The organism is Pedobacter sp. MC2016-14 (assembly GCF_020991475.1).
Taxonomy (GTDB): Bacteria; Bacteroidota; Bacteroidia; order Sphingobacteriales; family Sphingobacteriaceae; genus Pedobacter.
Genome location: NZ_JAJMPA010000001.1, coordinates 172700 through 190915 on the forward strand (window position 1 = coordinate 172700; position 18216 = coordinate 190915).

Below are 18216 nucleotides of genomic sequence, written 5' to 3' on the forward strand. Positions count from 1 at the left end.
TTCTAATCTACGTTATACTCTTTTACTTTATTAACTGTTTTTTTAGCTATTTTCTGTTCGGTTTCAGTTACCCTTTCTTCAAAAGATTTAGCTAAAATATAGGCTTGCTGATCAGCATGTTGTTTTGCAAAACCAGAAGCAGTACTACTACTCTCTTTTCTGGAAATCACCTCAATATCTTTAAAGAAGGTTTTCCTTGTTTTACGCAACAAATATGGCCAGGCACCCATATTTTCCGGCTCTTCCTGTACCCAGATGGCCTCATCAGCCTTTTTATATTTTTTATAAACGGCTTCCATTTGTGCAAAAGGCGTAGGGTACAATTGCTCAACCCTTACAATTGCCACATGCTTAATCTGATCAGTCTGCTGTTTCTCCAACAGTTCATAATAGATTTTACCTGTACAAAACAATACCCTGGTTACATCTGCCGCCTTAACATTTGCATCGTCAATTACTTCCTGGAATTTACCAGATGTAAACTCAGCAATCGGAGAAATACATTTAGGATGACGCAATAAACTCTTAGGGGTAAATACCACTAATGGTTTTCTAAAATCACGGCTAAACTGTCTGCGGATGGCATGGAAAAAGTTTGCAGGTGTACTGCAGTTGGTTACCTGCATATTGTTATCCGCACAAAGCTCCATAAAACGCTCTATTCTGGCCGATGAATGTTCAGGTCCCTGTCCCTCATAACCATGAGGCAACAGCATCACCAAACCATTTTCCCTTTGCCATTTTGTCTCCGCACTGGCGATATACTGATCTACCACAATCTGTGCACCGTTAAAGAAATCACCAAATTGTGCTTCCCAAATGGTTAAGGCGTTAGGATTGGCCATGGCATAACCATATTCAAAACCCAATACACCATATTCAGATAAGTGAGAATTGTAGATATCAAACTGAGCCTGATTTTCTGCAACATTTGCCAATGGGATATATTCTTCTTCAGAATCTTCAAGTGTCAATACCGCATGACGATGAGAGAAAGTACCACGTTCCACATCCTGACCACTTAAACGAACCCTTTTACCTTCAGCAAGTAAAGTTCCGTAAGCCAGCTGCTCGCCCATTGCCCAGTCAAACACAAATGTAGTATTGGCCATTTTACTGCGTTCTTCAAACAACTTCTCAATTTTCTTGAAGAATTTTTTATCTGCAGGCAAAGCACTGATTTTCTGAGCTACACTTAGCAAGGTTTCTTTATTTACAGAAGTATCAGGAGAAACTTCAAAATCCTTTGCCGTTGCAATCCTCATTTCAGACCATGCACCACCAAATTTAACATCCTGGTAGGTAGAAGTAATTTCTTTAGCCTCATTTAAACGTTCCTGTAAAATATTACGGAAAGCTTTCTCCATTTCTTTAGCCAGACTGGCTTCAAGTTTACCTTCACCAATTAATTGCTGAATGTATAAATCTCTTGGATTGGCATGTTTCTCTATCGTTTTATACAATAAAGGCTGTGTAAATTTAGGCTCATCAGATTCGTTGTGTCCAAACCTTCTGTAGCATAAAATATCAATAAACACGTCATTTTTATAACGCTGACGGTATTCCATGGCCAGGTTAATGGCGTATACCAGCGCCTCTACGTCATCACCGTTTACGTGAAAAACGGGCGATAAAGTAACTTTGGCAATATCAGTACAGTACGTACTGGTACGTGCATCTTTATAATTGGTGGTAAAGCCAATCTGGTTGTTGATAACAAGGTGAATGGTACCACCAGTTTTGTAGCCATCCAATCCAGCCATTTGGATCACCTCATACACAATACCCTGTCCGGCAATAGAAGCATCCCCATGAATCAGGATTGGTGCAATGCGGGCATTATCCCCACCATATTTAAAATCAATTTTAGACCTGGTCATTCCTTCAACCACACCGTTCACTGTTTCCAGGTGCGATGGATTAGGGCATAAGCTCAAGTGTACATTTTTACCTTCATTAGTCGTAATATCGGTAGAATACCCTAAATGGTATTTCACATCACCCCCAAAAGGAGATTGAGCACTGTAACCTTTACCTTCAAACTCGGCAAAAATATCTTTATAGGTCTTTTGCATAATGTTGGCCAGCACGTTTAAACGTCCCCTATGTGCCATACCAATCACAAATTCTTCAATTCCAAGTGCAGAACCTTTTTCAATCACAGAGTCTAATGCCGGAATTAAAGCTTCAGCACCTTCCAATGAAAAACGTTTCTGTCCAAGAAACTTAGTTCCAAGAAAATTTTCAAAACTTACAGCCTCATTTAACTTATTAAGAATTCTCTTTTTTTCATCAATAGAAAAGGAAGGTGTGTTATTTGCACTTTCCATTTTGCTTTCCAACCATTTCAGTACTTCAGGAGTACGTAGAAATTTATATTCCGCACCAATAGAACCGCAATACGTCTTCTCTAAAAAAGCAACAATATCCTTCAGCTTAGCCGCACCAATTCCCAGTTCAATACCAGAATTGAATACAGTCTCCAGATCTTCATTACCCAAATTAAAATTGGAAAGCTCCAATGTTGGCTTGTGCTTACGTCTTTCCCTAACAGGATTGGTTTTGGTAAACAAGTGACCACGAGAACGGTAGCCATCAATAAGGTTCAGTACACTAACCTCTTTTAAAAATTGCTCAGGAGTCTCACCGGCAACCGAAGCCGATCCTTGCGTAGTTCCGAAATCAAAACCTTCAAAGAATTTCTGCCATCCAAATTCTACTGAACCAGGATCTTCTTTGTATGATTGATATAAAGAATCGATGTATCCGGCACTTTCGCCGCTGAGATAAGATAAATTATCCATTATTTGTGAATTGCTATAAGTATGGCAAAATTAGGATTTTACCTTATAAAACAGGCAAACTTCTTTATATTTCTTCCAGAAAATCCACCATATCGCACACATTTTTCAATGGTGTCATCTTGTCATTTACAAGAATATCAAATTCCGATATTAAACTTCCAGCTACCAGCAATGGCACATCCAGATTATCCATCACCTTTCTGATAATTTTATTGATGTCCTTTCCAAGGTTTAAAGAGGTCAGCACAATAAAAGCATAGTCGGGCTGATAAGATAAAATTACCTTTTGAAGATCTGTATAAGGAATTTCCTGCCCAAGATATAAGGTATCCTGACCGCATTTTTTTAGCAAGTAGCGCGCAAAAAGCAATCCGGTTTCGTGCATTTCTGCCTCAGGCAAAAACAACAGGAAACGTTTTGGGGAGGCTTTCTCCGGTTTCTCTACCTTATCTATTTCTACAATAATCCGGTCGCGGATTAAATTAGAAGCAAAATGTTCATGTGATGGATTTATAGTACCTGTTTGCCATAACATACCCACCTTTTTCATAAAGGGGTATAAAACCACGTCCATCGTAGTAGTTAGCCCCATTTCATCAATGCAACCGGCAAGGATCTCCGAAAAAGCTATTTCATCGTAATTTAGTGTGGCAGTAGAGAGCTGCAAAATTTGAACTGCGTCATTACTTCTATCGGTTTTTAGCTGTAAAACCAGGTTTTTAATCTGCTCATGACTCAACTTTGCAATGCGGCTGATTTTATAACCATTCTCATTCAGCATCACAATATTGAGCAGCATTTTTAAATCTTCTTCATCGTAATAACGGATATTGGTGGGGGTTCTTTTGGGCGGAACAATGTTATATCTAACTTCCCATGCCCGTATGGTATGCGCTTTAACACCAACAAGACCTTCTATATCACTAATTGAATACTTTTTCACAGCAACAAAACAAACATTAAACAATATTGTTTAAAAACAATTTTTTGTCTAACATACAGTAATAAATCGGATATCCTTCTTACCTTTTCCTCTTTTGTCTTAAGAAACTGACCCTTAACTTCCCCAGTGTTCCAGCTCTGCTTTAAAATAAAGCTGGGCCTCTTCCTGCTTGGCAAGCGCACTAACATCAGCTTTGTTCAATTCGAGTTCACTGGCCAACTGTCCATGTTTTTTAAACATAAACCTGAAATAATCCCGCCATAACAAACCAAGAATCAATTGGTTAAAATTTGGATTGGCACCGTGTTTAGCTTCAGCAGCCTTAACCTGCCAATATACTTTTCTGGGCGATAAACAGCCCAGGGCAAGCCAGGGAGAAAGCCTGGAGGTAAATCCAGGTTGACTAATTGGCAATTTGCTTTTTTTAATATTTAAAGCCGCCCCCTCTTCCAGCAATGCATCCAGGTGTTTTATACCTTCTGCCTCACCGCCGGCGGCACGATCTTCAACAAACGGAAGAACTTCTGCCCCTAAATCTTCAGCGCGCGGTAATTCGCCCCATTCCGCATTTTCAACAAACTTTATTTCTTCCGGCACCGGAAAACATGCCTTTACAATAGCATCACGTTCTGTTTTTTTCTTAAACTGGGCAAATACGTTAGGAATGTCTTTTATCGGAAATGGCAAGTCCTCCTTATTATAAAGGGTATGCCCTATAAAATGTTTCAGATTGATCTTTACTTTCCACAGCAGGTCTTCAGCATGAGCAGAAATCTCTGTTTCCTTTGCCGCAACTTCTCTATGGTGGTACACTTCCGTAATTTCAAATTCCTCTACCAAACGCACCAGATGTGCTTCTGGTTCACCATGTATTACCAATAAATCACCACCATACTGCCTAAAAGAATTGCGCAGGGCTTGTACACTTTCCAATAAAAAACTGGTCTTTAACGAGCCGGTAAGCCCCGCGCTTTCTTCAGCCCCGAAATACCGCGGATCGAAAAAATATACCGGCAAAATACAATCAGATTTAGCAATTGCCTCCACCAACATTTCATTATCATGTAAGCGCAGATCATTTCTAAACCAAACCAATATTTTTTTAAGCTTCATTTGTCTAATATTTTATCTTCAGCGAGCGCCGGGTTAACAACATTCTTAAAATGCAAAGAGATTAACTTAACAAAAATATAGCATTTTTTTTCATCATACTAATACCTAAAGTAATATTTACATAAGCAAAACAAAAACCTAAGGAATAAAATGCAAATTCAAAGAACCAAAAGCAACAGACAATGTTATTCTCTTTATGAAACGGCATATTTTAATTACAGGTGCAACCGGCATGGTTGGCAAAAGCCTCATCAAAGCTTTACAACAAGAAGGACACAAAATTTCCATTCTTAGTCGCAAACCTGCAACCATTAAAAACGTTACCGTATACCTTTGGGATATAGCTAAACAGACCATAGACGAAAAATGCTTTGAGGGTGTAGATACCGTTGTACACCTTGCGGGAGAAAATGTAGCCGGCAAAAAATGGACAAAAGAACACAAACAACAAATTATTGACAGCCGGGTTCAATCAGCCGCTTTATTATATAACACACTGAAGCGTATCAGTCATCAGGTAGCGCAGTTTATATCCGCTTCCGCAATTGGTTATTATGGAGACAGTGGTGACGAGATTTTAACGGAACAAAGCGACAAAGGCTTTGGCTTCCTGGCAGAATGCTGTGGGCTATGGGAACATGAAGCCGATCATTTTAAAACACTGGGACTTAAAGTTGTAAAAGTCCGGATTGGTTTTGTACTCGGTAAACATGAAGGCGCCTTGGTATCTCTTGAAAAACCGATCCGCTTCTTTGTTGGCGCTCCACTAGGCAGCGGCAAACAATGGATTCCATGGATCCACCTGGATGACCTGGTTCGGATTTTTGTATTTGCTATTGAAAACCCACTCATGATGGGGGCATACAATGCCTGTGCCCCTTACCCGGTTACGAATGCCACTTTAACCAAAACACTGGCAAAGCAACTCAACCGACCTGTCTGGCCTATAAATGTACCAGAAAAAGTATTGGAATTTATTCTTGGAGAGATGAGCAGTGTAGTTACAATGAGCACCAATACCTCGGCACAAAAAATTCTAGCGGCTGGCTTCTCTTTTAAATATACACGTTTAGAGGATGCGCTCAGCAACCTCTATCAAAAATAGCTTGCTATCTTTGCAGCAACTACAACCATAATGAAGAAAGAACTAAGCATCTGCTGGCTGCGAAGAGATTTAAGGCTAGATGACAATGCAGCATTATATCATGCTTTAAAAAGTCCCTATCCTGTTTTGCTTCTGTTTATTTTTGACAAGAATATCCTTCAAAAGCTGGATGATAAATCAGATGCCCGGGTAACTTTTATTTATCAAACCTTGCAGGAGCTGGAAAAACAACTCCAAAAAAAAGGCTCTGCTATACTTATTAAATACGGTACGCCAGAGGAAGCATGGACAGAAGTCCTTGCTGCTCAAAACGTAAAAAGTGTTTTCACCAATCATGATTATGAACCTTATGCAAAAGAAAGGGATGATGCTTTAGCTGAATTTCTAAGCTCTGAAGGTATATTATTTAAAACCTGCAAAGACCAGGTAATTTTTGAGAAAGACGAGGTGGTAAAGCCCGACGGCAAACCTTACACGGTATTTACGCCCTATTTTAGGACCTGGCAAAAAAAGCTGGATTCATTTTATAGCAAATCCTACCCGGTAGAAAAATACATTCAGAACCTATATCAAACCGCAGCTTATCCTTTCCCTACACTAGCAGATATGGGATTCGAACTTTCGGACAGGAAATTCCCTTCAAAACACTTTGAAACCAAGCTGGCTGCATATGAGGAAAGAAGGGATTTCCCTGCTGACGATGCCACTTCACGAATTGGATTACACCTTAGATTTGGCACTATAAGCATCAGAAAAGCAGTTCAGACTGCAATTGATCAACATGCGGAAAAATGGCTTTCTGAATTGGCCTGGAGAGACTTTTATATGATGATCCTTTGGCATTTTCCACACATTGCAGATCATTCATTTAAGCCAGCATATGACAATATCAAATGGAGGAATAACGAGCAAGAGTTTAAAGCCTGGTGCGAAGGAAAAACAGGGTATCCGATAGTTGACGCAGGGATGCACCAGCTTAATGAAACCGGATACATGCACAACAGGGTAAGAATGATAGTGGGCAGCTTTTTAACCAAACATCTTTTGATTGACTGGCGCTGGGGTGAAGCTTATTTTGCAGAGAAGTTACTGGATTATGAAATGGCCAGCAACATTGGCGGCTGGCAATGGGCATGCGGATGTGGCAATGACGCAGCGCCTTACTTCAGGGTCTTTAATCCTGAATTACAGGCAAAGAAATTTGATCCCAAGAATGAGTACATCTACCGCTGGGCACCTGAATATAAAAATGAAAAGCATATCCAACCGATAGTTGAACATGCTTTTGCAAGGGACAGGATCTTAAAAGTTTTTAAAGAAGCGCTGAACCAATAACCTTAATTGGTTACTGCTGTAATTTCTATATCAAAATCAAGGATAGCATTTGCAGGAATAATAGTAGCTCCAGTTGTTTGACTTGTACTTCCAGAGGTGCCGTAAGCTAAACCAGAAGGAATAAACAACCTCAATTTTGCTCCGGTTGAGAACTGAGGTAGAACTTTTCCCCAGCCTTTTATAACACCAGCCAATGTGAATACAAAAGTACCATCAGTACCAGAATCAAATACAGTTCCATCCAATAATCTTCCTGTATACTTGGCTGTTATTGAACTTCCAAAGTTAATCACCTCGATCGGTTTTTCGGCCGTTCCTGGCGTAGTTGGTGCAACCACTACATAATAAACACCACCAGGACCTTCAATTGCATTTGTAATGCCCTTTGATGTAAGGTAAGCCTGGATTCTTTCTTTATCAATCGCCGCTTGTGTAGATTGTGTATACACAGATACGTTGGACATTATAATTTCATTTGGACCAATAGAGCCACTTCCATTTTTACCAAAGGCAAGATAAGAGGGAAGAATTACAGTAAATTTTCCGCCGCGACCGAGTTTTGTCAGGATATCTCTGTATGGAACAGGAGTTACATAACCTACAAAAGTACCTTCATTGCCATTAGCAGCAGTTTCACTAAAAACTTCACCAGCTAGGCTTTTAAGGTCGTACCTATAAAAAACAGAATCTGTATTTTTTAACGATGTACTGGCTCCCTGTGTAGTAATTTCGTAATAGTAGCCGCTCGCATCTTTTTTAAACCTATCAGTAAGGTTATTGGCTTTCAGGTATTCGAGTATTTTAGTTTCGTCTACACTTTGAATAGATTCATATTCCTTTGTACAGGAGTTAAAAAGAAGGATTAATCCCAGTAAAGCAAAAGTATATGAAGACAACTTTTTAAGCATGTTTTGTTATTTTTTCTGTTTGTATATTTGTAATAATTGAACCGTATAGTCCAGGTTTGAATTGGGTGGAATGATACCAATTGGAAATGGCGTATACACAGGTCTGTTGATATAAGCCAATGCCGAAGGAACAATAAACCTGATTTCTCCACCAGCCTGTATGCCATGCGAGGTACCTGCAGGTATAATCTGTAATCCTCTTCTAAAACCCTCAGGCATTGCAAAAAGCACCAGTTTAGCAGAATCTACTGCCTGCTCTACAATACTATCATTTAACATCTTTCCGGTATAAGCTATTTTCACCGTATCAAAATCTCCCAACACCTGCGTTCCTGTTCCTGTTCTAACCATGTTATAAAAAATCCCGCTGGCATCTTTAGTCATCGTCAGATTTTTCTTTGTCAAAAAACGCTGAATAGAATCAATATCCAATTGCAGCTGTGCCGTTTTATCGTATGCTTCAAACTTATTACATGCGTAAAAGGCAAGCAAAAGAACAGTCAGCACCAATAAAACTGCATTTTTTAACAACATGCACAAAAATACTCTTTTATTAGGGATAGAACAATTTTTAACCAATTTTAACAATTATAAGCTGGCCCCATACTTAGTGCCCCTGGCTATCCTAAATAAAAAAAGCGCCCTTAAAATTAAGGACGCTCCAAAGCTAATCTAGCTTTTAGTTAATTGTCTTTTATACTTAATAGCAATACTTATTGGCCGCAATTAACTGTTGTGCCACCTGCTGACGTATATCTTTTACGTTAAAAGCTTCCATTTTGGTAAACCTGCGCAGGCCAACCATCATCATACGCTGCTCATCACCTTCAGCAAAAGCCCAAAGTGCTTCCTTTCCTGCTTTATGCACAGCATCAACAGCCTCTACAAAATAAATACGCATCAGGTTTAGCTGACCAGCACAAGCTTCTTCTCCCTTTAAGCTCACTAATTTTTCAGTTCTTAGCATGGCAGACTCGGCTACATAAACATAACTTGCCATATCGGCTATGTTCATTAAAATCTCCTGTTCTTTAGACAAGCTCATCATCAATTTTTGAACTGCAGCACCGGCAACCATCAAAGTAGCTTTTTTCAAATTGGAGATGATCTTTTTCTCTGCCGCAAACAAAGTATCATCAATCTCCCCAAAATCAGGTATAGACATCAACTCTCCTGCAACTGCCGTAGCGGGGGTCATCAAATCCAATTCCCCTTTCATGGCCCTTTTCAACATCATGTCAACAGTTAACAGACGATTGATTTCATTTGTACCTTCAAAAATCCTGTTGATCCTGGCATCACGGTAAGCCCTGTCCATAGGCGCTTCTGCAGAAAATCCCATTCCACCATAGATCTGGACACCTTCATCAACCACATAATCCAGCACCTCAGATCCCCAAACCTTCAATATGGCGCATTCTACAGCAAATTGTTCCGTTGATTTCAATTTCGCTTTACTGGCATCCATTCCACCTTCAACCAAGGCTTCGTAGGCATCATCAATATTTTGACCGGCACGATAATTTGCAGACTCTACAGCATACACCTTAGCCGCCATTTCGGCCAGTTTAAACCTGATGGCACCGTACTTAGAAATCTGCCTGTCAAACTGGATCCGCTCATTCGCATAATTTATAGCTGTATCAATTACCTTTCTTGATGCGCCAATTGCAGCAGCAGCAAGTTTAATCCTGCCAATATTTAAAATATTTACCGCAATTTTAAAACCGTTCTCTCGTTCAGAAAGCATGTTTTCTACAGGAACAGGACAGTCGTTAAAAAACACCTGTCGTGTTGAAGAACCTTTGATTCCCATTTTATGTTCCTCAGGGTTCATCGAAATGCCACCGAACTCCCGCTCTACAATAAATGCAGTCAGGTTTTTATCGTCGTCAATTTTCGCAAACACGATAAATACATCAGCAAAACCACCATTAGTGATCCACATTTTCTGACCCGTGATCAGGTAATGCGTACCATCTGCACTCAATTTAGCTTTAGTTTTACCAGAGTTAGCATCCGATCCAGAATTAGGTTCCGTTAGACAGTAAGCTGCTTTCCATTCTCCCGTTCCTAACTTTGGAATGTATTTTTCTTTCTGTTCTTTATTTCCATAATAAAGAATTGGTAAAGTTCCAATTCCCGTATGGGCAGAAAGTGCCACGGCAAAAGAATGTCCTGCGCCAACTACATCAGCCACCAGCATAGAGGTATTAAAATTCTTTCCAAAGCCTCCATATTCTTCCGGAATCGAAACACCAAGAATCCCCAGTTCACCTGCTTTATCCATTAAAGACGGCATCAAACCTTCCTCCTGGCTATCAATGCGATCAAGATTTGGAAACACTTCTGCCGCTAAAAAATCACGGCAGGTTTGTGCAATCATATTTTGTTCTTCATCAAATTCTTCAGGAATAAATACATCCTGAAATGAGGTTTCCTTGATCAGGAACTCACCTCCTTTAATTGTTTTTTTGTCCATATTAATTAGATTAAAGATTAAAGAACAAGGATTTTAAGACCGGGCGCTTTAACCAAGTTTTTTATTAAATTAAAGATTAAAGAACAAGGATTTTAAGACCGGGCGCTTTAACCAAGTTTTTTATTAGATTAAAGATTAAAGAACAAGGATTTTAAGACCGGGCGCTTTAATCGAGTTTATCTTTTTTTTATAATAATGACATCTAACTGAGTGTCTTTTTAAATGCAGATATCTTTTTTTGAAGTTGAGTTATATCTAACAATAGCTGTTGTATTTGTAAAGCAGTAAGATGATTAACAGCTACACAGATCAACAATTGTGTCTCTAATTCAAAAAGAGAGCCCAATGCTATAGAGAGAAAATGAGAAAACTCCTTATCCGAAGATCTTGAAGAGCCTTCTGCAATATTTGAAGGAACTGAAACTGAGCATCTGGAAATTTGAGAAATTAACCCAAATCTTTCTGCATCAGGTAAAGATTTTAAAGCTATGTAAGTATCTCTTACAATGCTCATTGCTTCTTGCCAAATCTGTAATTGCCTAAAATTATGCATCTAGTCTTGCTTTTATCTTTAATCCTTCATCCTTGTTCTAATATACATCTAGTCTTACTACTATCTTTTTTTCTTAATCCTTGTTCTCTAACTACAACATTTCAAAAATACCTGCAGCACCCTGTCCGCTACCCACGCACATCGTTACCATTCCGTATTTCCCCTCTCTGCGTTTCAGTTCGTTAAACAATTGCACCGTAAGCTTAGCACCAGTACAACCAAGCGGATGCCCTAAGGCAATAGCACCACCGTTTACATTCAGTTTTGAAGTATCCAGCCCCAACGTCCTGATAATAGCCAGAGACTGGGAAGCAAATGCTTCATTTAGCTCAACCAGATCCATTTGTTCCAGGCTCAATCCTGCTTTCTTTAAAGCCAGTGGAATAGCATCAATTGGGCCAATTCCCATAATTCTGGGTGGCACACCAACTACGCCATAACTAACCAATCTGGCAATCGGCTCAACACCAAGTTCTTTTAATTTACTTTCCGAAACCACCAATACAAATGCAGCACCGTCTGAAGTTTGAGAGGAATTCCCGGCTGTAACACTTCCATCTGCAGCAAATACAGGTTTAAGCTTCGCTAGTTTATCCAGACTTGTATCCGCACGCGGCCCTTCGTCAGTATCCACCACATAAGTCCGGCTTACTTTTTTCATATTACCATCCAGATAATTTTCAGTAACGGTAATGGGGGCCACACCGGCCTTAAGGTGCCCGTTTTTTATAGCCTCCACCGCTTTCAAATGCGACTGATAAGCAAATTCATCCTGATCTTCCCGGTTCACTTTATATTCAGCAGCTACCGCTTCTGCAGTCAGGCCCATACCCCAGTACCAGTCTGGATTGGTTTTAGCCACTTCCGGATTAGGAACAACTTTCCATCCGCCAAAGGGCATTCCAGACATCACTTCTACACCACCCGCTATGATGCAATCTGCCATTCCACTTTTAATTTTAGCTACCGCAGTAGCTATCGTGTCTAATCCAGATGCACAATACCTATTCACTGTAACCCCCGGAACTTTATCCGTATCCAACCCCATCAGCGAAATCATCCGGCCAATATTCAGCCCCTGTTCCGCCTCAGGTGTAGCATTACCTACAATTACATCATCTATTTGTTCTTTATCCAGGTTAGGAACAGAGGCCACCAATTGTTTGATAACCTCAGCCGCCAAATCATCGGCCCTCGTAAAACGAAATACCCCACGTGGGGCCTTGCCCACTGCTGTACGTAAACCTGCTATGATATATGCTTCCATTTTTTATGATTAAGGGTTAAGGAGCAGGGATTAAAAACCAGACCACCTAACCAATATTATTATTTTAATTTATTTCTTCAATTTCTGCGCTCAATCTTTATTCTAAAGACCTTCGCTCCAACTAGTTTCTCAACGGCTTACCCTTGGTTACAATACTTTGTATACGTTCCAATGTCTTACGTTCCCCGCAAAGTGACAAAAATGCTTCTCTTTCCAAATCCAGTAAGTATTGCTCAGTAACTTCTGTTGGAGATGACAAATCACCCCCGCACATCACATAACCCAATTTCTCCGAGATTTTCTTATCATGTTCAGAAATATAATGTCCAGAATACATCGTATTTGCACCAGCATACACAATACCTAGCCCCTGTTTACCTAAGACCCTGATGTCTTTTCTGCGAACAGGTTGCGTATAACCTGCCTCAGCCAGCGCTATCGCTTTGGCTTTTGCATCGGCAATCAAACGGCTTCTGTTCATGGATACAGAAAACTTATCTTTCTGTAAATACCCCAGTTCATAGGCTTCCAGCGCCGACGTAGACACTTTAGCCATACCAATGGTCAAAAATCTTTCTTTCAACACATTTTGCACAATCTGGTCATCAGTATATTCATCAGAAGCACGCAACGCAAATTCTTTTGTTCCGCCGCCACCGGGAATTACGCCAACACCAAACTCTACCAATCCCATATACGTCTCCGCATTCAACTGCACATGATCTGCATGCAAGCTAAACTCACAACCACCGCCTAGCGTAAGGTTATGCGGCGCCACCACTACCGGAATAGAAGAATACCTGATGCGCATAGAAGTATTTTGAAACAGCTTTATCGCCATATTCAATTCATCCCATTCCTGCTCTACCGCCATCATAAAAATCATACCCACATTAGCACCAGCAGAAAAGTTCGCGCCATCATTACCAATCACCAACCCCCTGTATTCCTTTTCAGCTAGATCAATCGCCTTGTTAATGGCCTGCAAAGTATCACCACCAATGGTATTCATTTTAGAGTGGAATTCCACATTCAAAATGCCATCACCCAAATCCAAAATAGAAGCACCAGAGTTTTTCCAAATGGTTTTAGTTAGACGGATATTATCCAGCACTATAAAAGCTTCAGTACCCGGTACCGCTTTGTAAGATTTAGAAGGAATGTCGTAATATTTTTTAACCCCTTCCTCTACTTTATAAAACGAGGTATGGCCTGCCGACAGCATTTCATGTACCCATACTGCAGCTTCATGCCCATAGGTTTTCATACCATCCAAAGATTCCTTAATACCTACCGCATCCCAAACTTCAAAGGGACCAAGATCCCAGCCAAAGCCGGCACGCATGGCGTCATCAATTCGGTATAATTCATCAGAAATTTCAGGAATCCTGTCAGATACGTACTCAAACAAACCAAAAAACGAAGCCCGGAAGAGTTCAGCAGCCTTATCCTTACCCGTTGCAAAAACCTTCATTCGGTCTTTTACATTTTCAATGCTTTTGGTGATATCGAGTGTAGCGGACTTCACCTTTTGTTGCGGGCGGTATTCCAGCGTTTTTAAATCCAATGCCAGTATCTCGCTTTTACCCTCCGCATTTTTAGTTTTTTTATAGAAGCCTTGTTTGGTCTTGTCGCCAAGCCATTTATTTGCTTCCATCTTCTCTACATAATCAGGCAGTTTAAATAAGTCATGCGCCTTATCATCCGGCACATTATCATACAAACCTTTTGACACCTTAATCATAGTGTCCAGTCCTACAACATCAGTAGTACGAAATGTTGCCGATTTAGGCCTACCCAAAGCAGGACCAGTAAATTTATCTACTTCCTCTACCGTTAAGTCCATTTCCTGAACCAGGTGCAACAAAGCCATAATGGAATAAACCCCAACTCTATTAGCAATAAATGCAGGTGTGTCTTTACATAAAACAGTGGTTTTACCTAAAAACTGATCACCATAATGCATCAAAAAATCAACAATTTCTGGTTTGGTATGCGGTGTGGGTATAATTTCCAGCAAGCGCAAATAACGTGGCGGATTAAAAAAGTGAGTTCCGCAGAAGTTCGCTTTAAAATCATCACTCCGGCCCTCCGCCATCAAATGAATTGGAATCCCCGAAGTGTTTGAGGTAACTAAAGTGCCCGGTTTTCGGTATTGCTCTACCTGATCAAACACTACCTTTTTAATGTCAAGGTTTTCTACAACCACCTCTATAATCCAATCGTAACCAGCAATTTTAGACATGTCGTCTTCAAAATTTCCAGTGCTGATTTTTTTAACCACAGATTTGGTGTAAACCGGAGAAGGATTACTTTTTACCGCTGCAAGCAACGCAGCATCTACAATACCATTTTTAGGCCCCTCTTTTGCGGCAATATCCAACAACAAAACCTCTACGCCAATATTCGCAAAGTGGCAGGCGATGCGGGAACCCATAATTCCGGAACCCAAAACCGCAACCTTATTTATCTTTTTGTTTATCATCTTCTAATGTATTTGTATAGGCTAATGTGAGTTTATTCAATTTCTGCAAAGTCAAAATCAATTCATTCTTTTCTTTGGCCGTCATATTTTCATTTAAATATTCATTAAAAGAAATCACAACGCCACGGGCAAGGTGTCTTTTCTCACGACCAAAATCAGTAAGAAACACCTTAACAGAACGCTTATCTCCTGCAGAAGTTTCGCGGTATATCAACCCCAGATCTTCCATATTATTTAACATCCTTGACAGGCTGGTTGCCTTAACACCAAGAAGTCCGGCCAACTGAGAAACAGCTGTACCTTCTTTATCAATATTGATAAGCACATAACCCACAGATTGTGTGATACCAAAGCCCGAAGCGATTTGGTTGTAAGTGTTGACTACATTTTGCCAAACTACCTTCAAAAAATAATCTACCGTTTCCTGTTGTTTCATACATTGCTATGCTTGCATAACAAATATATAGAATAAAAAGTTTTAATCCAAGAAATAAAAACTCAATTATTTTAAGCGTTTATTGGAAGGGACAATACCAGACAAATCATCATGATAGGTAAAATATAGACACCCTCATGATGCTCGATATATACACCTCGCTGTACAAATAAAAATAATGATCTATGAGGAGGCCTAGGCGTTATTAGCGCTTTTCGCGCCTAATAAATGCCAGACTCTGACAGATCATTGTTTTTATTTACCTATAATTAGCCTTTAAAATTTTCTGCGTCTTTATAGATCTGCTCAATCGTATCCGCGTTCTTCTCCAAAATAACCTTACGTTTTAAACTCATTTTCGGTGTCAACTCGCCACCAACAATACTCCATTCCTTAGTCAGCAATGCAAAACGCTTTACCTGTTCCCATTTGCCAAATTCCTTGCAGCTCTCTGCGGTAACCTGCTCAAATTTTTCCAGCACCTGAGGATCCTTAACCATTTCCTCATTAGAAGTATAATTGATTCCCTTTTTACCTGCCCATGTTTTCAAAGCCGCAAAATTAGGAACAATCAAAGCCGCAGGAAACTTTCGGTTCTCACCCAATACCATAATCTGCTCAATCAAGTTGGATTCCTTAAACTTATTTTCCACCATTTGAGGAGCAACATATTTTCCCCCGGCAGTTTTAAAAATCTCCTTTTTACGGTCCGTAATTTTCAAAAACTTACCGTCTACTAACTGACCAATATCACCAGTATGAAACCAGCCATCCTGATCTATGGTCTCCGCAGTCAGGTCATCGCGTTTATAATAGCCTTTCATAATGTGGTGACCACGCGTTAATACCTCACCATCTTCAGCAATCTTCACTTCAACACCTTCAATTGCCGGACCTACCGTTCCAAACATGGCGTTTTGAAAATGATTTACAGTAATCACCGGCGATGTTTCCGTTAATCCATATCCTTCAAATACAGGCATGCCTGCTGCCCAGAAAATCCTGGCCAAACGAGGATTTAAAGCCGCGCCACCAGAAATAATCACGACAATGTTTCCGCCCAATGCTTCCTGCCATTTCTTAAAAACCAGTTTCCTGGCAATCGCCAACTTAAGGCCATACCACCAGCTATGTTTAATTTCAAACTGTTCAGCGAGCGCTAAAGACCAAAAGAAAATTCCCTTTTTAATTCCGGTTAGCGCCTTACCTTTTTCCATAATTTTCTCATACACCTTTTCCAGCAACCTGGGCACTGTAGAGAATACATTTGGTTTAACAAACTGGATATCTGCAACTATAGTATCCAAACTTTCCGCATAATAAACACTTGTATTTACATACATGTATAAATACACCACCATCCGCTCAAAAATATGCGACAGCGGCAAAAAGCTCAATACTTTACTGATGCCTTCCGGCAGCAGGACAGCAGAATTCTGAAAGTTTTTTACCAGGTTATTATGCGTAAGCATTACCCCTTTCGGCGTGCCTGTAGTTCCAGAAGTATAAATCAAAGTTAAAATATCTTCAGGATCCACTGCATTCCGGTACTCGTCAAGATTGATGTCGGTACCCAAAGCACCATCATCCACCAGCTGCTGTATATTTTCTGCGCCAACTACCTGATTAAAAGTATATATCTTAACGGCTAAGTTAGCTTCTGTAATCACGGCTTTCACTTTTGTATGTAAAGCCTCATCAGCCACAAAAATCAAATCTACTTCAGCATTCTCCAGAATAAATTTAATGTCATGCTCTGCCAGTGTTGGATAAAGCGGAATCTGATAGGCCCCGATCTGCATAATGGCAAAATCAGTCAGGTTCCATTGTGGCATATTGTGAGACATCACTGCTATCTTTGATCCCTTGCGCATTCCAAGCCGGATCAGGCCCTTGCTCAGATGATCAACTATTTCTATAAATTGTGCTGTACTGTATTTTTTCCATTGCCCCCCTACCTTGCCACTAATGAATTCTTCTTTCGGAAATTGCTCTAAGTTGTATTGAAGCAGGTCAAATACTCTTGTGATTTTTACGGCCATAACATTCGGAATTAAATTTGGTTAAAATACTTGTTCTGGTGCCCATACACGAACAACGGTACAATCCAAATCTAGCAAAATAAAATTTCTATTAAAGTCAAAAGGGTATAATATTACTTTTAACACGGCATAATATTTGTTTGGTGCTCGCTTATTTAACAACACATAATTATGAAACGATTTATTACTGCCCTTTGTTTTACTGTCATCGCAACAATTGCGATGCATTCTACTGCTGATGCTCAAGATTACAAAAATGCCATAGGAGGACGCTTTGGAGCTGCTAATGGAGTGACGTTTAAAACTACTTTAGGGGACAACAAAATGCTGGACCTTATCCTTAATTTCAGGAACACTAATTATTTTAAGTACACGAGATTAACTGGATTGTATGAGGTAAACATGCCAATTGCTGGTGCACCCGGATTAGGCTGGTATTACGGTGCCGGTGCTACTGTAGGATCGGTTAAATATAAACCAACCGGATCCAAAGATTTTTATCTTTCTGCTGACGGTGTTTTAGGTTTGGATTATAAATTTCAGGATGCTCCCTTTAACCTATCCCTGGATTGGAAACCGGCAATACAACTGACACCTGACACAGATTTTGACGGATCTGGCGCAGCATTATCTATACGTTATACATTCTAGGTAACAAAGCAAAAAAAGCAATAATCTATGAGCAGGCCCAGGCGCTGTTTGCGCTGAAAGCGCCTAACAGATGCCAGACTGCGATAGATTAT

General features: G+C 40.0%; 14 protein-coding genes. 3 read left to right on the forward strand and 11 right to left on the reverse strand.

Annotated elements, in window-relative coordinates:
• Positions 1 to 2 precede the first annotated feature (2 nt).
• The 3 genes from LPB86_RS00690 to LPB86_RS00700 form a co-directional block, all read right to left on the reverse strand.
• Positions 3 to 2804: a 2-oxoglutarate dehydrogenase E1 component gene (locus LPB86_RS00690; protein ID WP_230640538.1), complete on the reverse strand. Its 2802-nt coding sequence runs from the start codon at positions 2802 to 2804 to the stop codon at positions 3 to 5.
• A 64-nt stretch (positions 2805 to 2868) separates the two neighbouring features.
• Positions 2869 to 3747, reverse strand: a complete 879-nt coding sequence (locus tag LPB86_RS00695; protein WP_230640539.1) for a MerR family transcriptional regulator — start codon at positions 3745 to 3747, stop codon at positions 2869 to 2871.
• Positions 3748 to 3861: 114 nt separating this feature from the next.
• Positions 3862 to 4860 (reverse strand): deoxyribodipyrimidine photo-lyase, encoded by a 999-nt coding sequence (locus LPB86_RS00700; protein WP_230640540.1) that lies wholly within the window; start codon positions 4858 to 4860, stop codon positions 3862 to 3864.
• A gap of 196 nt (positions 4861 to 5056) precedes the next feature.
• On the opposite strand from LPB86_RS00700, the gene LPB86_RS00705 reads away from it, so the two are divergent.
• On the forward strand, positions 5057 to 5965 hold the full coding sequence (locus tag LPB86_RS00705; protein WP_230640541.1) for a TIGR01777 family oxidoreductase: 909 nt from the start codon (positions 5057 to 5059) through the stop codon (positions 5963 to 5965).
• A gap of 30 nt (positions 5966 to 5995) precedes the next feature.
• Positions 5996 to 7300, forward strand: a complete 1305-nt coding sequence (locus LPB86_RS00710) for a deoxyribodipyrimidine photo-lyase (protein WP_230640542.1) — start codon at positions 5996 to 5998, stop codon at positions 7298 to 7300.
• 2 nt (positions 7301 to 7302) lie between these two features.
• Here LPB86_RS00710 and LPB86_RS00715 read toward each other — a convergent pair whose 3' ends face one another.
• The 8 genes from LPB86_RS00715 to LPB86_RS00750 all read right to left on the reverse strand — a co-directional run bounded on the left by LPB86_RS00715 (position 7303) and on the right by LPB86_RS00750 (position 17473).
• Entirely contained in the window at positions 7303 to 8208 is a 906-nt protein-coding gene (locus tag LPB86_RS00715; RefSeq protein WP_230640543.1) for an FKBP-type peptidyl-prolyl cis-trans isomerase, read from the reverse strand.
• Between the two features lie 6 nt (positions 8209 to 8214).
• Positions 8215 to 8742 carry an FKBP-type peptidyl-prolyl cis-trans isomerase gene (locus tag LPB86_RS00720; RefSeq protein WP_230640544.1) on the reverse strand — a complete coding sequence of 176 codons (528 nt, stop codon included), beginning with the start codon at positions 8740 to 8742 and terminating at the stop codon, positions 8215 to 8217.
• A 166-nt stretch (positions 8743 to 8908) separates the two neighbouring features.
• Positions 8909 to 10690 carry an acyl-CoA dehydrogenase family protein gene (locus tag LPB86_RS00725; RefSeq protein WP_230640545.1) on the reverse strand — a complete coding sequence of 594 codons (1782 nt, stop codon included), beginning with the start codon at positions 10688 to 10690 and terminating at the stop codon, positions 8909 to 8911.
• A 202-nt stretch (positions 10691 to 10892) separates the two neighbouring features.
• The gene (locus LPB86_RS00730) at positions 10893 to 11243 is read right to left on the reverse strand and encodes a four helix bundle protein (protein ID WP_230640546.1); all 351 of its coding nucleotides are present in this window, start codon (positions 11241 to 11243) and stop codon (positions 10893 to 10895) included.
• A 91-nt stretch (positions 11244 to 11334) separates the two neighbouring features.
• On the reverse strand, positions 11335 to 12510 hold the full coding sequence (locus LPB86_RS00735; RefSeq protein ID WP_230640547.1) for an acetyl-CoA C-acyltransferase: 1176 nt from the start codon (positions 12508 to 12510) through the stop codon (positions 11335 to 11337).
• 121 nt (positions 12511 to 12631) lie between these two features.
• Complete coding sequence (locus tag LPB86_RS00740; RefSeq protein WP_230640548.1) at positions 12632 to 14995, reverse strand: 3-hydroxyacyl-CoA dehydrogenase/enoyl-CoA hydratase family protein; 2364 nt, start codon at positions 14993 to 14995, stop codon at positions 12632 to 12634.
• On the reverse strand, positions 14973 to 15431 hold the full coding sequence (locus LPB86_RS00745; RefSeq protein WP_230640549.1) for a MarR family winged helix-turn-helix transcriptional regulator: 459 nt from the start codon (positions 15429 to 15431) through the stop codon (positions 14973 to 14975). The genes LPB86_RS00740 and LPB86_RS00745 overlap by 23 nt, the downstream gene beginning before the upstream one ends.
• A 269-nt stretch (positions 15432 to 15700) precedes the next feature.
• Positions 15701 to 17473 (reverse strand): long-chain fatty acid--CoA ligase, encoded by a 1773-nt coding sequence (locus tag LPB86_RS00750; RefSeq protein ID WP_230640550.1) that lies wholly within the window; start codon positions 17471 to 17473, stop codon positions 15701 to 15703.
• A 171-nt stretch (positions 17474 to 17644) separates the two neighbouring features.
• Between LPB86_RS00750 and LPB86_RS00755 the strand changes: the two genes are divergently transcribed.
• The gene (locus LPB86_RS00755; protein WP_230640551.1) at positions 17645 to 18124 is read left to right on the forward strand and encodes a hypothetical protein; all 480 of its coding nucleotides are present in this window, start codon (positions 17645 to 17647) and stop codon (positions 18122 to 18124) included.
• The last annotated feature ends 92 nt before the right edge of the window (positions 18125 to 18216 follow it).

What these genes read in the sequence shown, in the direction of transcription:
- LPB86_RS00690 (WP_230640538.1), bottom strand. Translation starts at nt 2,804, where the DNA reads ATGGATAATTTATCTTATCTCAGCGGCGAAAGTGCCGGATACATCGAT.
- LPB86_RS00700 (WP_230640540.1), bottom strand. Translation starts at nt 4,860, where the DNA reads ATGAAGCTTAAAAAAATATTGGTTTGGTTTAGAAATGATCTGCGCTTA.
- LPB86_RS00705 (WP_230640541.1), top strand. Translation starts at nt 5,057, where the DNA reads ATGAAACGGCATATTTTAATTACAGGTGCAACCGGCATGGTTGGCAAA.
- LPB86_RS00710 (WP_230640542.1), top strand. Translation starts at nt 5,996, where the DNA reads ATGAAGAAAGAACTAAGCATCTGCTGGCTGCGAAGAGATTTAAGGCTA.
- LPB86_RS00715 (WP_230640543.1), bottom strand. Translation starts at nt 8,208, where the DNA reads ATGCTTAAAAAGTTGTCTTCATATACTTTTGCTTTACTGGGATTAATC.
- LPB86_RS00720 (WP_230640544.1), bottom strand. Translation starts at nt 8,742, where the DNA reads ATGTTGTTAAAAAATGCAGTTTTATTGGTGCTGACTGTTCTTTTGCTT.
- LPB86_RS00725 (WP_230640545.1), bottom strand. Translation starts at nt 10,690, where the DNA reads ATGGACAAAAAAACAATTAAAGGAGGTGAGTTCCTGATCAAGGAAACC.
- LPB86_RS00730 (WP_230640546.1), bottom strand. Translation starts at nt 11,243, where the DNA reads ATGCATAATTTTAGGCAATTACAGATTTGGCAAGAAGCAATGAGCATT.
- LPB86_RS00735 (WP_230640547.1), bottom strand. Translation starts at nt 12,510, where the DNA reads ATGGAAGCATATATCATAGCAGGTTTACGTACAGCAGTGGGCAAGGCC.
- LPB86_RS00740 (WP_230640548.1), bottom strand. Translation starts at nt 14,995, where the DNA reads ATGATAAACAAAAAGATAAATAAGGTTGCGGTTTTGGGTTCCGGAATT.
- LPB86_RS00745 (WP_230640549.1), bottom strand. Translation starts at nt 15,431, where the DNA reads ATGAAACAACAGGAAACGGTAGATTATTTTTTGAAGGTAGTTTGGCAA.
- LPB86_RS00750 (WP_230640550.1), bottom strand. Translation starts at nt 17,473, where the DNA reads ATGGCCGTAAAAATCACAAGAGTATTTGACCTGCTTCAATACAACTTA.
- LPB86_RS00755 (WP_230640551.1), top strand. Translation starts at nt 17,645, where the DNA reads ATGAAACGATTTATTACTGCCCTTTGTTTTACTGTCATCGCAACAATT.